General features: G+C 69.0%; 15 protein-coding genes. 11 read left to right on the top strand and 4 right to left on the bottom strand.

Going from position 1 to position 13792, the window contains the following annotated elements:
- A partial coding sequence (locus ON37_RS15205) for a LysR family transcriptional regulator (RefSeq protein ID WP_306306482.1) occupies positions 1–994 on the top strand: 994 nt, incomplete at its 5' end.
- Positions 995–1040: 46 nt separating this feature from the next.
- On the opposite strand, the gene ON37_RS15200 is transcribed toward ON37_RS15205, so the two are convergent.
- Positions 1041–1652 carry a nucleoside/nucleotide kinase family protein gene (locus ON37_RS15200; protein WP_040720190.1) on the bottom strand — a complete coding sequence of 204 codons (612 nt, stop codon included), beginning with the start codon at positions 1650–1652 and terminating at the stop codon, positions 1041–1043.
- A gap of 185 nt (positions 1653–1837) precedes the next feature.
- Between ON37_RS15200 and ON37_RS15195 the strand changes: the two genes are divergently transcribed.
- From ON37_RS15195 to ON37_RS15180, 4 genes are all read left to right on the top strand, one after another.
- Positions 1838–3271 (top strand): MFS transporter, encoded by a 1434-nt coding sequence (locus ON37_RS15195; protein ID WP_040720189.1) that lies wholly within the window; start codon positions 1838–1840, stop codon positions 3269–3271.
- Between the two features lie 95 nt (positions 3272–3366).
- A complete protein-coding gene (locus ON37_RS15190) occupies positions 3367–4185 on the top strand; it encodes an acyl-CoA thioesterase (protein ID WP_040720187.1) in 819 nt (272 codons plus the stop codon).
- A 67-nt stretch (positions 4186–4252) separates the two neighbouring features.
- Complete coding sequence (gene pdxT, locus ON37_RS15185; protein WP_040720186.1) at positions 4253–4915, top strand: pyridoxal 5'-phosphate synthase glutaminase subunit PdxT; 663 nt, start codon at positions 4253–4255, stop codon at positions 4913–4915.
- 122 nt (positions 4916–5037) lie between these two features.
- Positions 5038–5790, top strand: coding sequence for a YebC/PmpR family DNA-binding transcriptional regulator (locus ON37_RS15180; RefSeq protein ID WP_040720184.1), 753 nt, complete (start codon positions 5038–5040; stop codon positions 5788–5790).
- A 75-nt stretch (positions 5791–5865) separates the two neighbouring features.
- Here the strand turns inward: ON37_RS15180 and ON37_RS15175 are convergent, their stop codons facing one another.
- Complete coding sequence (locus ON37_RS15175; RefSeq protein ID WP_083893009.1) at positions 5866–7335, bottom strand: alpha/beta hydrolase; 1470 nt, start codon at positions 7333–7335, stop codon at positions 5866–5868.
- 131 nt (positions 7336–7466) lie between these two features.
- Here ON37_RS15175 and ON37_RS15170 point away from each other — a divergent pair, with 131 nt between their 5' ends.
- The 4 genes from ON37_RS15170 to ruvB all read left to right on the top strand — a co-directional run bounded on the left by ON37_RS15170 (position 7467) and on the right by ruvB (position 10404).
- Positions 7467–7976, top strand: a complete 510-nt coding sequence (locus ON37_RS15170) for an O-acetyl-ADP-ribose deacetylase (RefSeq protein ID WP_040720183.1) — start codon at positions 7467–7469, stop codon at positions 7974–7976.
- A gap of 141 nt (positions 7977–8117) precedes the next feature.
- Positions 8118–8687: a crossover junction endodeoxyribonuclease RuvC gene (gene ruvC, locus ON37_RS15165; RefSeq protein ID WP_040720204.1), complete on the top strand. Its 570-nt coding sequence runs from the start codon at positions 8118–8120 to the stop codon at positions 8685–8687.
- Positions 8684–9289 carry a Holliday junction branch migration protein RuvA gene (gene ruvA / locus ON37_RS15160; RefSeq protein ID WP_040720181.1) on the top strand — a complete coding sequence of 202 codons (606 nt, stop codon included), beginning with the start codon at positions 8684–8686 and terminating at the stop codon, positions 9287–9289. The genes ruvC and ruvA overlap by 4 nt, the downstream gene beginning before the upstream one ends.
- A 5-nt stretch (positions 9290–9294) precedes the next feature.
- Positions 9295–10404 (top strand): Holliday junction branch migration DNA helicase RuvB, encoded by a 1110-nt coding sequence (gene ruvB, locus ON37_RS15155; RefSeq protein ID WP_040720179.1) that lies wholly within the window; start codon positions 9295–9297, stop codon positions 10402–10404.
- 15 nt (positions 10405–10419) lie between these two features.
- Here the strand turns inward: ruvB and ON37_RS15150 are convergent, their stop codons facing one another.
- On the bottom strand, positions 10420–10953 hold the full coding sequence (locus tag ON37_RS15150) for a DivIVA domain-containing protein (protein ID WP_051031619.1): 534 nt from the start codon (positions 10951–10953) through the stop codon (positions 10420–10422).
- A 24-nt stretch (positions 10954–10977) separates the two neighbouring features.
- On the bottom strand, positions 10978–11643 hold the full coding sequence (locus ON37_RS15145; RefSeq protein WP_051031618.1) for a TetR/AcrR family transcriptional regulator: 666 nt from the start codon (positions 11641–11643) through the stop codon (positions 10978–10980).
- A 36-nt stretch (positions 11644–11679) separates the two neighbouring features.
- Here ON37_RS15145 and ON37_RS15140 point away from each other — a divergent pair, with 36 nt between their 5' ends.
- Positions 11680–13173 (top strand): flavin-containing monooxygenase, encoded by a 1494-nt coding sequence (locus ON37_RS15140; protein WP_040720177.1) that lies wholly within the window; start codon positions 11680–11682, stop codon positions 13171–13173.
- 125 nt (positions 13174–13298) lie between these two features.
- Entirely contained in the window at positions 13299–13721 is a 423-nt protein-coding gene (gene yajC / locus ON37_RS15135; RefSeq protein ID WP_040720175.1) for a preprotein translocase subunit YajC, read from the top strand.
- Positions 13722–13792: the final 71 nt, after the last annotated feature.

The following is a 13792-nucleotide window of genomic DNA, read 5'->3' as shown; positions in this document are numbered from 1 at the left end:
CACCATGGCCGGGCGCACCACGGAGCGGACCGACCTCGACTTGGCTGCCGTGCGTGCCTTCGTCACCGCTGCCGAGGAGCGGCAGTTCGGTATCGCCGCCGCGGAGCTTCGGATCAGTCAGCAGGCGGTATCCAAACGGATCGCCAAACTGGAGGCGCAGCTGGGCGTGGCGCTGTTCGACCGGGTGGCGACCGGGGTGGCGCTGACCGCCGCCGGCGCCCGCCTGCTGCCGCACGCCCGGTCGCTGCTGGCGGTCGCGGAGACAGCGGTGGCAGCCGTCGGTGCGGTGCCGCGGCCGTTGCGGGTAGCGGTCCAGGGGGAACGGCAGGGTGCGACCGAGCAGATGCAGTACTACCTCGAGCACAATCCGGGGTCCGACACCGAGATCGTCATCTCGAGCGTCTCGGTGACCGCCCGGGACATGGTGATCCACGGTCGTGCCGACGCGGCCTTCGCGCGCCCGCACGGCGGGCCGTGCCCGCTGCCGCCCGAGATCGCCGCGGCGCCGGCCTATGTCGATCCGGCGCATCTGCTCGTCGGCCGGGGCCATCGCCTGGCCGGTCGCTCGGCGGTCACCCTGGCGGAGCTCGGCGCCATGACGGTGTGGATCCCCGGAGCCGGGATCGCCTCGGAATGGGCCGACTTCTATCGCGAACTGAGCGATTTCTGTGGTGTCACCGTCGATACCACGCCCCGGGATCGCACGGCCGCGCCGAAACCCGACGGCATCGCGGCGATGGTGACCCGAATCGCGGCCTCCGACACCTTGGCCACCATCAGTAGCGACCACTTCCGCAACCCGTGGCATCCGCATATCCGGCGGGTTCCGATCGTGGATCCGACCCCGGCGTACCCGCATGCGCTGCTGTGGTCGACGACCAACCCGCATCCGGGGTTGCCACCGCTGGTCGACCACTTCCGCACCACCTACAACCGCGACATCGCCGCCGGGTGCTGGCTGCCGGCGGCCGACCGGGAGCTGTTCGAGGTCTGAGGCCGGAACGAATCCGGTTGCGGCCGACGGGGTCCGGGCGCGGTGCTCAGCCGTCGCGGCGCAGTGCCGGCCGGTCCGGATGGTCCCACCGCACCTCGAATCCGGGCCGTTCGGCATGCTCGCGCTCGTGCCGCACCAGCGCCGCGACGGTCCAGCGGTCCGCGGGATCGGTGCGTCGCAGCAGCGCCGCCTCCGACATCCGCAGGCCCACGGTCACATCGAAGTCCAACCCCCGGCCGAGCAGCATCGGCCCCGCCACGACCAGGACGAGGCCCGGCTCGGCCGGGCGCAGCCGCGCCCGGGCGGATCGGTCACCCTGCTCGTCCCACAGCGCGGGCAGCCACTGCCCCCGCCGGCGCACCGCCGCGAGCACCTCGCGCTCGAGGGCGGCATAATCGAACCAGGCGTTGCGATAGGACATCTCGTCGCGTCCGAACTCCAGCCGCAGCGAGGCCGGGCGCACGAAATCGTGCAGCCACACGCGAGCCGCGGGGCGCCCTTCGGTCCGGATGCGTTCGACGAGGCGATCGGCCGGTTCCCGTGGTTCGGCGGCATCGGCGCCGTCGACGGCCACCAGCACCGGTCCCGGTCGTGCGAGGGCGGCCGCGGCGACCGCGTCGACCAGCCCGTCCACGGTGATCGGAGCGTATGCGGGCATCGGCCCATCATGCCCGCCGGTCGCCGACAGCGGAGAGTCGCCCGCCGGTCGAGTTTGCCATCGCTTAGCCTGAGCTGGTCGATCCCGGGACAGGACGGTCCCTGCCGAGGCGATCCACAGCTCTCGGCCGGGTCCGCCCGAGCCCGCGCATCGATGATGATCGCGAACTCGAGGAGGGTCTGTCCGTGGCGGTGCTGGTCCCGCGTGAACGTCCGAGGCGCTGGTCGCTCGACGACATCGTCGTCACCGATCCGCCGATCATCCGCCGGGCGATCGGTGCGGCGAGTATCGGCAATATCACCGAGTGGTACGACTTCGGTGTCTACGCCTACTTCGAGCCGACCATCAAGGACGTGTTCTTTTCCCATCTCGGCGACACCGCCGGAACGATCGCGACCTTCGGGCTGTTCGCGGTGGCGTTCCTGGTGCGCCCGTTCGGCGGCATGTTCTTCGGCCCGCTGGCCGATCGCATCGGCCGCAACAAGGTGCTCGCCACCACGATGATCCTGATGGCCGCCGGAACCTTCGCCATCGGCTGCATCCCCGACCAGAACACGATCGGGCTCTGGGCGCCGATGCTGTTGCTGTGCGCGCGGTTGCTGCAGGGTTTCTCCACCGGCGGGGAATACGGCAACGCGATGACCTTCATCGCCGAGTACGCCCCCGACCGGCGGCGCGGATTCCTCGGCAGCTGGCTGGAATTCGGCACCTTCACCGGCTATCTGCTCGGTGCGCTGGTCGTCACGCTCGCCGACGCCACCCTCACCGACGAGCAGCTGCTGTCGTGGGGCTGGCGACTGCCGTTCTTCATCGCGCTGCCGCTCGGCGCGGTCGGTGTGTACCTGCGGATGCGGCTGGCCGACACCCCCGCCTTCGCCGCCCTGGAACAGGAGTCCGAGGAGCGCGAGAAGGCGAACAAGACCGGCGACGAGGCCAAGATCCTGGCGCGGCTGTGGCCGTACGTGCTGGTCTGCATGGGTTTGGTGGTCGTCTGGAACGTCACCAACTACATGCTGACCTCGTATATGCCCACCTATGTGACCGCGACCGTCCCCGATGCCACCGGCGGGGGAGTGTCGTCGTCGACCTCGCAGTGGCTGCAGATCGCGGTGATGGCGATCGCCCTGCTGACCATCCCGGTGATCGGCCTGATCTCCGATCGGGTCGGCCGCAAACCGATCATCTGGACCGGAATTCTCGCGCTGATCGTGCTCGCGTTTCCGATGGTGCTGCTGGTCCGCACCGAGAATGCCGTCACGGTCTTCCTCGGCCTGCTGATCATGGGACTGACCCTGATCTGTTTCAGCGCGACGATGCCGTCGACGCTGCCCTCCCTGTTTCCGACCAAGGTCCGCGGCGCGGGATTGTCGGTGTCGTTCAACGTCGCGGTGTCACTGTTCGCCGGCACCACCTCGGTGGTGGTCGGAGTGCTCGTGGGCGCGACCGGCGATCTGAACTGGCCAGCGTACTACCTGATCATCGCCGGTGTGGTGGGCGCCGTGTCGGTGTATTTCCTGCAGGAACCCAACGGCCGGCACATGTGGGGCTCGGCGCCGGCCGCCGAATCGGAGGAGGAGGCGCGCGAGTTGCTGGCCGCCAACACCCGCCCGGCCTCCTAGCGGCCGAGACGCGGCTCACTTCCGAGGAGAGTCGGGCGCCGAGCCGGGTTCGCCATCGCTTAGCCTGAGCGCGTCGATTCCGGGAAGGACGGTACATGGCGACGATCGAAGAGGCGTTGGAGATCGAGCGGCTCGAACGCGACATCTTCCGTGGCGCGATCACGAAGTCTCAGCTGCCGCGCACGTTCGGCGGACAGGTTGCCGGGCAGGCGCTGGTGTCGGCGGTGCGGACGGTGGAGCCGCGGTTCCAGGTGCATTCGCTGCACGGGTACTTCCTGCGCCCCGGCAATCCCGCCGAGCAGACCGTCTACCTGGTCGAGCGCATTCGGGACGGGCGCTCGTTCTGCACGCGCCGGGTCACCGGCGTCCAGGACGGCGAGGCGATCTTCACCATGTCGGCTTCCTTCCATATCGGTGACGAGGGACCCGAACATCAGGACACGATGCCGGAAGTTCCGCTGCCGCAAGACATTCCGGACGGGCGCGAGACGATGAGCCCGGAACGGCTGTGGCTGATGCGGGAATGGGAGCACTGGGACATCCGGCTGGTTCCCCAGGAACAGGTGGCGCAGCGCGACGGACTGGCGTCCCAGCAGCAGGTGTGGTTCCGCTACCGGCATCCGCTGCCCGACGATCCCCTGTTCCACGTCTGCACGCTCGCCTACATGAGCGATATGACGCTGCTCGGTTCCTCCAAGGTCACCCACCGGGACGAACCCACCCAGGACGCGTCGCTGGATCACGCGATGTGGTTCCTGCGCCCGTTCCGCGCCGACGAATGGCTGCTCTACGACCAGAATTCACCCTCGGCGGGATACGGCCGCGCCCTCACCAGCGGGCGGATCTTCAACCAGCGCGGACAGTTCGTCGCCCAGGTCGTCCAGGAAGGTCTCATCCGCAAGCTGCGCCGGTAGGTGAGCGGCGCCACATCCGCGGTGGCCGCGCGCCGCGCCACGCCCGCGCGACTCGTATGCTCGTGCCGTGAAACCGACGATTGGCGTGCTGGCGCTGCAGGGCGATGTGCGCGAGCACTTCCACGCGCTGGCCGCGTGCGATGCCGAACCGGTCAGCGTGCGGCGGGAATCGGAACTGAACGCCGTCGACGCGCTCGTGCTGCCCGGCGGTGAATCCACGGCGATCAGCAAACTGCTCGAGGTCTTCGAGCTGCTGGAACCACTGCGGGCCCGGCTGCGTTCGGGGATGCCGGCCTTCGGCTCGTGCGCCGGGATGATCCTGCTGGCGTCGGAGGTGCTCGACACCCGCCCCGACGCGCAGTCGCTGTCCGGCATCGATATGACAGTGCGGCGCAACGCCTTCGGCCGTCAGGTCGATTCGTTCGAAACCGACCTCGACTTCACCGGGCTCGACGATCCGATCCGCGCGGTGTTCATCCGGGCGCCGTGGGTGGAACGCGTCGGCGCCGGCGTCGAGGTGCTGGCCCGGGTGCCGCATCGGCCGCGGCCGGGCACCGTGCTCACCCACGAGCCGACGGCGGGCGACCCGGAGGATGCGGCGGGCCGGATCGTCGCGGTCCGGCAGGGTTCGGTCATCGCGACCTCCTTCCATCCCGAGGTGACCGGTGATCTGCGCGTGCACCGGCTGTTCGTCGACTCGGTCCGGGCTGCGGTCGGCGCCGGTGCCTGACCGTTCGCCACGCACCCGGCCCGGGCGATGGCCGACCGGGCAGTAGACTGCACAGCGATCGCCGGTACGCAGATCGCGAATCTGTCCGGGCCTCGAGCACACCGACCTGAAGGAAGTAGGGAATGAGCGGCCACTCCAAATGGGCCACCACCAAGCACAAGAAGGCCGTGATCGACGCCAAGCGCGGCAAGATGTTCGCGAAGCTGATCAAGAACATCGAGGTCGCGGCGCGCACCGGCGGTGGTGATCCTGGCGGAAACCCGACTCTCTACGACGCCATCCAGAAGGCGAAGAAGTCGTCGGTGCCCAACGACAACATCGAGCGCGCCCGCAAGCGCGGCGCGGGTGAAGAGGCCGGCGGCGCCGACTGGCAGACCATCATGTACGAGGGCTACGGCCCCAACGGCGTGGCGGTGCTGATCGAATGCCTCACCGACAACCGCAACCGCGCCGCCGGTGAGGTGCGCGTGGCCATGACCCGCAACGGTGGCAATATGGCCGATCCGGGTTCGGTGGCCTACCTGTTCCACCGCAAGGGCATCGTGACGCTGGAGAAGAACGGCCTCACCGAGGACGATGTCCTCGCCGCGGTGCTCGACGCCGGCGCCGAGGAGGTCAACGACCTCGGGGATTCGTTCGAGATCATCAGCGACCCCAGCGATCTGGTCGCCGTCCGCAGCGCGCTGCAGGACGCCGGAATCGATTACGACTCCGCGGAATCCGGCTTCCAGCCCTCGGTCTCGGTCGCGGTGGATGCCGACGGCGCCCGCAAGGTGTTCAAACTCGTCGACGCGCTCGAAGACAGCGACGACGTGCAGAACGTGTACACCAACGTCGACGTCTCCGACGAGGTGCTCGCCGAACTCGACGCCTGATCCTCGCGCGCATCCGGGCCGCCACCACGACATCGGTGGCGGCCCGAATCGGCTGTGAAGCCGGCGGATCCGAGGTCAGGTGCGTACCGGCAGGCCGAGCCGGGCCGCGACCCACGGTAGCGACGAGGTGAACGCGGCGGCCGCGAACTGCCAGGTGTGCCCGCCCTGCGTGGTGTGGATGGTGCAGTCGATTCCGACCGCGCGGCCCTGTGCGCACAATTTCTCCGCCGCGCCGACCTCGCCGGTGTCGAGCACGCCGTCGCGCCCGCCGACTCCGATCTTGTTCTCGTCCACCTGCGGCAGGTGACCGTGCGCACCGCCTGGACCTCTTTCGGGGCGGTGCGGCGGGGTCAGGTCGTCGAACAGACCGGCGACATCGGTGTAGGGGCCGTGCTTCGCCATCACCGTCAGCGGGTCGAACCGGTCGTAGGCAGCCGCGTCGCCGCCGTAGAGCCGGGCGATGGTCTGTTCCCTGGTGCCCGAGGTCGGTCCCAGATCACCGGCGATATCGACGAAGGTGTGGAACAACTCCGGATGCATGACGGTCAGGTCGGTGGCGCAGGTCCCGCCCATCGACCACCCGATCACCGCCCATCTCGCCGGGTCGGCGGGCACGCCGAAATGCGAATCGACATACGGCAGCACGTCTTTCGTGAGATGGTCGGCCGCGGCGCCGCGCGGCCCGTCGACGCATTCGGTGTCGTTGTTGAAGCTGCCGGAGGAGTCGACGAAGACCAGCACCGGGGCGCTGCCGTCGTGGGCCGCGGTGAACGCGTCGACGGCGGGCATGATCTGGCCGCTGCGCAACCAGTCGGCCGGAGTGTTGAATTCGCCGCCGATCATCATCACCGCGGGAAGGGCGGGCGGAGTGGGTCCGGCGAACCACGCCGGGGGTAGGTAGACGTACTCGGTGCGGTGCTTGAAACCGCTGGCGCCGTCGCCGGTGTCGATCGGCACCACCACGCCGTTCACCGGGCGTGTGCCGCGCATCGCGGCCAATTCGTCCGGATCCGTCTGGTGCGGTAGCGGTCCGGCGGTCAACGCGCTCCACGCCGACTGCACGCTCGGGTAGTAACCCACCCACTGATCGAGCACCACCGCCGACGCGGCGATCGTGAACGGTACCGCCACGATCGCGGCCGTGCGATGCCACCACCGGGCACCGGGCAGGCCGACGACCACCAGCGCGATCGCGGCGACCGCCGCGCCCACGCACAACCACAACTGCAGGGGAGCGGGATCGGAGGCCAAGCCCTCGTCGTTCATCACCGTGCGGGTGGCGACGGCGGCCACCACGCCGAGAGCGAGGCAGATCGGAACCCGGATCAGCCACCACCGCCGGCCTCGGCGGGCGATCGCGACCAGTAGCAGGACGGCGGCGACGAGTTCGACGGTCAGCGGCAACCAGCCGTGCAGCAGCGAGATCCCGTGATGAAATCCGTTGTAGGGGTTCAACTTCGCCGAGGGCAGTCGCGGTGGCGGGGGCGGCGGCACCGCGGTGGCGGCGGGCGCGGGGGTGGTCGGCGCGGGCGTCGGCACATCCATGGGCGCTGGGAACACGGCGTCATTGTCGGTGGCCTTCCTCGAGAAACCCTGTGAACCGGCTCGGAGTCCGGTACGGGCGGCGCGGTGCCGATCTCCCGCGCCGCCGGAACCGAGGCGGGCACAATGGCTGAATGGCCGAGATCGTGCTGGTGCGCGGTGATATCACCGAACAAGATGTGGATGCCGTCGTCAACGCCGCCAACTCCGGATTACTGGGTGGCGGGGGTGTCGATGGTGCGATCCACCGGCGGGGTGGACCGGACATCCTCGCCGCCTGCAAACAGCTGCGGGCCACGACCTATCCGGACGGCCTGCCCACCGGCGCGGCCGTGCCGACGACCGCCGGTGACCTGCCCGCCCGCTGGGTGATCCACACCGTCGGCCCGGTCTGGGCGGCGAACGACGACCGCTCCGGCCTGCTGGCGTCCTGCTATCGCGAATCATTGCGTGTCGCAGACGAATTGGCGGCGCGTACGATCGCCTTCCCGGCGATCTCCACCGGCGTGTACGGCTGGCCGATCGACGACGGGGCCCGGATCGCGGTGCGTACCGTGCGCGAGACGCCGACTTCGGTGCGGGAAGTTCGCTTCGTCCTGTTCGACGCCACCGCCTACGGGGCATTCGAGAACGTCGTGGGTTAGCGGCCACCCGCCGAGTCCGTGCGGGGCGGGACCGGTTCCGCGTACGCGTGAGGCCGGTGATCCTGTGTCGCTGGCCGGAGCAGTCGACGGCCTCCGCTACACTTCGAACAATTGTTCGCGACTGTCCGAGGGGTGCATTTCGTGCGGGTGATGGGTGTCGACCCCGGGCTCACGCGCTGTGGGTTGAGCCTCGTCGAAGGCGGGCTGGGGCGGCAGGTCACCGCACTGGATGTGGATGTGGTACGCACCCCGGCCGATATGGACCTCGCCCAGCGCCTGCTGGGCGTCGCCGACGCCGCCGAATACTGGATGGACACCCACCGGCCCGAGGCCGTCGCCATCGAGCGGGTCTTCTCCCAGCACAACGTCCGTACCGCGATGGGCACCGCGCAGGCGGGCGGCGTGATCGCGCTGGCCGCGGCCCGGCGCGGGATTCCGGTCGCCTTCCATACGCCGAGCCAGGTGAAGGCCGCGGTCACCGGGAACGGTTCGGCCGACAAGGCTCAGGTGACCGCGATGGTGACCCGCATCCTAGGCTTGTCGACGGCGCCGAAGCCGGCCGATGCGGCCGACGCCCTGGCGCTGGCGATCTGCCACTGCTGGCGCGCGCCGATGCTGGAGCGGATGGCGAAAGCGGAGGCGCAGGCCGAGCAGGCGCGGCGCAGATACGCCGAACGGCTTGCCCAGCAACGGAAGGCGGTGACCAAGTGATCGCGTCGGTACGCGGAGAGGTGCTCGAGATCGGCCTCGACCACGCGGTGCTGGAGGCCGCCGGCGTCGGCTATCGGCTCAATGCCACCCCCTCGACGCTGGCGGGCCTGACGCGTGGCGACGAAGCCCGCCTCTACACGGCGATGATCGTGCGTGAGGACTCGATGACGCTGTACGGATTCGCCGATACCGAGGCGCGCGATCTGTTCGGGCTGTTGCAGACGGTCTCCGGGGTGGGGCCCCGGCTGGCGATGGCCGTGCTCGCCGTGCTGGAGCCGGAGGCGTTGCGAAAGGCCTTGGCGGAGAGCAACGTCGCGGCGCTGACCCGGGTACCCGGAATCGGCAAACGGGGCGCCGAGCGCATGGTCGTCGAATTGCGGGACAAGGTGAATCTGGTGCCGGTCCAGTCCGCACCGGCCGGTGCCGGTCCGGCACCGGTGGTGACGCCGGTGCGAGATCAGGTCGTCGAAGCGCTGACCGGGCTCGGCTTCCCGATCAAGCAGGCCGAACCGGCCGTCGACGGTGTGCTCGCCGAACAACCCGAACTCGGTACCTCGCAGGCGTTGCGGGCCGCCCTGGCGATCCTCGGCCGGAATCGGTGAGCCGGATGCCGGACGACACCGAATTCCCTTCCGCCGGTGCGGTATCCGAGGGCGACGAATCCCCGGTGACGGCGAACTACCTGAAGTCCGACGGCGATATCGAGGCCGGGCTCCGGCCGAAATCGCTCGACGATTTCATCGGCCAGTCGCGCGTGCGCGAACAGTTGGCACTGGTGCTGCGCGGCGCCACCCAGCGCGGCGGTACTCCCGACCACGTCCTGCTCTCCGGGCCGCCGGGGCTCGGCAAGACGAGTATGGCCATGATCATCGCGGCCGAACTCGGCACCGCCCTGCGCATCACCTCCGGCCCGGCCCTCGAACGGGCCGGAGATCTGGCGGCGATGCTGAGCAACCTGGTCGAGGGCGATGTGCTGTTCATCGACGAGATCCACCGCATGGCCCGCCCGGCCGAGGAGATGCTGTATCTGGCGATGGAGGACTTCCGGGTCGACGTCGTCGTCGGCAAGGGTCCGGGCGCGACCTCGATTCCCTTGGAGATCGCCCCGTTCACGCTGGTCGGCGCCACCACCCGCTCGGGTGCGCTGACCGGCCCGCTGCGTGACCGGTTCGGGTTCACCGGCCATATGGACTTCTACGAACCCGAGGAATTGCAGCGTATTCTGCAGCGCTCGGCCGCCATTCTCGGCGTCCGCATCGAGCCCGACGCCGCGGCCGAGATCGCCGGCCGCTCCCGCGGCACGCCGCGGATCGCCAACCGGCTGCTGCGCCGGGTGCGCGACTATGCCGAGGTCCGGGCCGACGGCCTGGTCACTCGCGAGATCGCGCAGGCCGCGCTCGCGGTGTACGACGTCGACTCGCTCGGGCTGGATCGGCTCGACCGAGCCGTGCTCGGCGCGCTGGTGCGCGGGTTCGGCGGTGGCCCGGTGGGCGTTTCGACGCTCGCGGTCGCGGTGGGGGAGGAGGCCGCCACGGTCGAAGAGGTCTGTGAACCGTTCCTGGTCCGGGCCGGCATGGTCGCGCGTACCCCACGTGGCCGGGTCGCCACCGCTGCGGCATGGGAGCATCTGGGCTTGGTCCCGCCGCCGGATCTGGTGTTCGGATCCATCGAGGTCCGCGGTCGCGAGACCCAGCCCACGCTCGATCTGTTCGACTGATCCGGGCGGCGGTGATCAGGCCGGGTTCGCGGCAGCGGACGCGGCCACCGCGGCGACGAAGGCGTCCACCTCGTCGACGTGGTAGGCGCGGATTCCCGGTGTGGCAGTAGTGAATTCGGGACGCAGCGGCACCGGTCCCGGGCCCGCGAGGCCGGCCAGCAGGGTCGCCATCCGGTCGCGGAAGGTGTCCACCTCGTCGGCCACATATCCGGCGCGGCCCGCGGGCGGCGCCGAGAATCGCAGCCGGCGCACGTCGTCGGCGGTCAGCGGCGCGGCCGTGGCGGTACGCAACGGTCCGACGCGCCCGCGCTCCAGATCCACGCAGACCCGATCGAGGAATGCGTCCACCTCGGTGCGGTCGTAGTCCCGGCGTCCCGGCGCGGCGAGCGAGAACTCGCGGTCGCGAATATCGGCCGCCGTCAACGGGATTCGCCCGGCCAACGCGTCGGCCACGGTGGCGCAGAACGCGTCGACCTCGGTGGGGTCGTAGCCGCGGTGCCCGATCGGAGCCCGGCCGAAACGGATCCCTCGCACATACTCCGGCGTCACCCGCACATTGTTACAAGATCCGGCTCAGCCGGCGCGCACCCCGTCGATCAACAACCGCGGAATGGCCTGGGCGAGTCCGGCGGTGGCTTCCGGGTCCGGATTGCGCAGCCCGTGCACGATTGCCGCCAGGAGCATGCCGGTGACCGCCTTGGCGGTGTTGGCCGTATCCAGATCGGCACGCAGATAACCCAATTCCACACCGTGCTCGAGGTATCCGGCGGTCAGCGCGTCCGCGGTGTCGAGCAGTCCGTACAGACGCATGGTCAATTCCGGGTCGATGCCGGTGGCCTGGAACAGCAGCAGCTGCGCGACCCGGCGATCCGCCAGGAAGATCCGGTGCAGCGCGACGCCGATCCGGTCGAGCTGGTGCCGGTATTCCGCCAACGAGGTCGCGGCGTCGGGCGCGTTCTCGGTCCCCAGCGCCTCGATGATGCGGGCGGCCAGATCGTCGATGACGTGGTCGATGATGTCGCGTTTGTTCTCGAAATAGCGGTAGAAGGTGCCGTGCCCGATGCCGAGCTCGGCGGCGATATCGGCGATACCGGTGGCGTGGTAGCCCTTCTCGGCGAAACAGGCGAAGGCGGTGTCGATGATCTGCTGCCGCAATTCGGCCTTACGGCGTTCTGCATGCGTGGGTGACTTCGGCACGACGCCGATGATACGGTGTTCCGAAACGGAATGATGTGTCATTCCGCTCGATTCGGTGAGGTAACAGGGAGGTTCGGCGTGGCACCTCGATACGACGCCATCGTGGTCGGTGCGGGATTCGGTGGGATGGGAGCCGGGATTCAGCTCGACCGGCTGGGGCTGAGCAATTTCGTGATCCTGGAGCGCGAGGACGATCTCGGCGGCACCTGGCACGTCAACCACTACCCGGGCCTGGCGGTCGATATCGCCTCGGTGACCTACTCGTACTCCTTCGAGCCGAATCCGCACTGGTCGCGGCTGTTCGCCCCCGGCGCGGAACTGAAGAAGTACGCCGAGCACGTGGCCGACAAATACGATCTGCGCCGCCGGATGCGGTTCGATCAGGTCGTCGGTGGCGCCCGCTGGGACGCCGAACATCGGCACTGGGTGGTCTCGATCGAGGGCGGCGAAACGCTGACCGGCCGCTACCTCCTGACGGCGACCGGATTCCTGTCCCAGCCGTACACCCCGCCGTTCCCGGGAATCGAGGATTTCGCGGGCAAGATCATCCACACCACCGCCTGGGAGGACGACTTCGACCTCACCGGCCGCCGGGCCGCGGTCATCGGCACCGGTGCCACCGCCGTGCAACTGGTGCCGGAGGCGGCGAAGAAGGTCGCCGAGCTGACCGTCTTCCAGCGCACGCCGATCTGGGTTGTGCCCAAGGTGGACACGGTGATCCCGAAGCCGGTGCAGCAGCTGTTCGAGAAGGTGCCGCTGACCCAGAAGGCCGCCCGGCTCGTGAACACCGGTGCCCTGGAACTGCTGATGGTCACCGGCGTTCTGCACTACAAGCAGGCCAGGATCGGCAACGCGGGTGCCGCCTTGCTGGCCAAGGCGCATCTGCGCGCGCAGGTCCGCGACAAGCAGACCCGGGCGAAGCTGACCCCGCACTACGACTTCGGCTGTAAGCGCCCGACGTTCTCCAACACCTATTTCAAGACCTTCAACGAACCGCACGTGCGGCTCGAGACGAACGCGATCGACCACGTCGAGCCCGACGGCATCGTCACCGCCGACGGGCGCAAGACCGAGATCGATACGCTCATCCTGGCGACCGGATTCAACCTGTGGGATGTCAATTTCCCGGCCATCGAGATCATTGGCCGGGACGGGGTGAACCTCGGAAAGTACTGGCGCGACAACCGATTCCAAGCCTACGAGGGCATCACGGTGCCGAAGTTCCCGAATTTCTTCAGCCTCAACAGCCCGTACTCCTACAGCGGCCTGTCGTACTTCACCACCATCGAGGCGCAGATGAAGCATATGGATCGGCTGCTGCGAGAGGTGCGCCGTCGCGGTGCGGAGGTCTTCGAAGTGCGAGAGGAGGCCAATGCGCGGTTCCTGGACTACGTGACCGACAAGCTCGCCTCCTCGGTGTTCTACGCCGGTAGCTGCTCCTCGGCGCGCAGCTACTACTTCAATCAGCACGGCGAGGCCGCCCTGCTGCGGCCGAACAGCACCGTCACGACCCATCGTGAGGCGGTGAAGTTCCCGCTCGACGACTACCTGTACGAGGCTCCGGCGGCCTGATCGGCGGCGGTGTGCCGGGTGGTGCGCCGCCGCCGCACCCACCGCGGGTGTGGCGATATTCCAGGTTGCTGGCAGACTGTGTGGGTACAGCCCATTCCACCCACAACCTAGGACCGACTACGACGATGGCGAACCTGCTGTTTCCGCTGCTACTGGTAGTTCTGCTCGTGCCGATGTTCCTCGGTGTCCGCCGCCAGAAGCGTGAAGCGGAGAAGGTCGCCGCCATGCAGGAAGGCGTGAAGGTCGGTGACCGGGTCACCACCACTTCCGGCCTGTACGGCACCGTGGTCGATCTCGACGACGAGACCGTCGATCTGGAGATCGCCGAAGATGTGGTGACCACCTGGTTGCGTGCCGCGATCCGCGACGTGCGCCCGGCCGAGGACGCGGCCGAGGAGAGCGCCGACACCGCGGACGACGAATCCGGCGACGCGCTCGGCAGCGCGGCCACCAACGGCTCGGCGGCCACCAACGGCTCGGCGACCAACGGCGCCCCCGCGGTCGAGGAATCCGTCGAGGACACCGCAGCCCGGCTGCGCAAAGACTGAACCCGTTCCCGCCGTCGCCGCGCTCGCGGGCGCCGCGACGGCGCTGCGGCGTGTCCGTACCGTCTCGGCAC

Source organism: Nocardia veterana NBRC 100344 (assembly GCF_000308855.1).
Classification (GTDB): domain Bacteria; phylum Actinomycetota; class Actinomycetes; order Mycobacteriales; family Mycobacteriaceae; genus Nocardia; species Nocardia veterana.
Note: the sequence above shows the minus strand (reverse complement) of the source record. Positions and strands in the feature narration are given on the sequence as shown.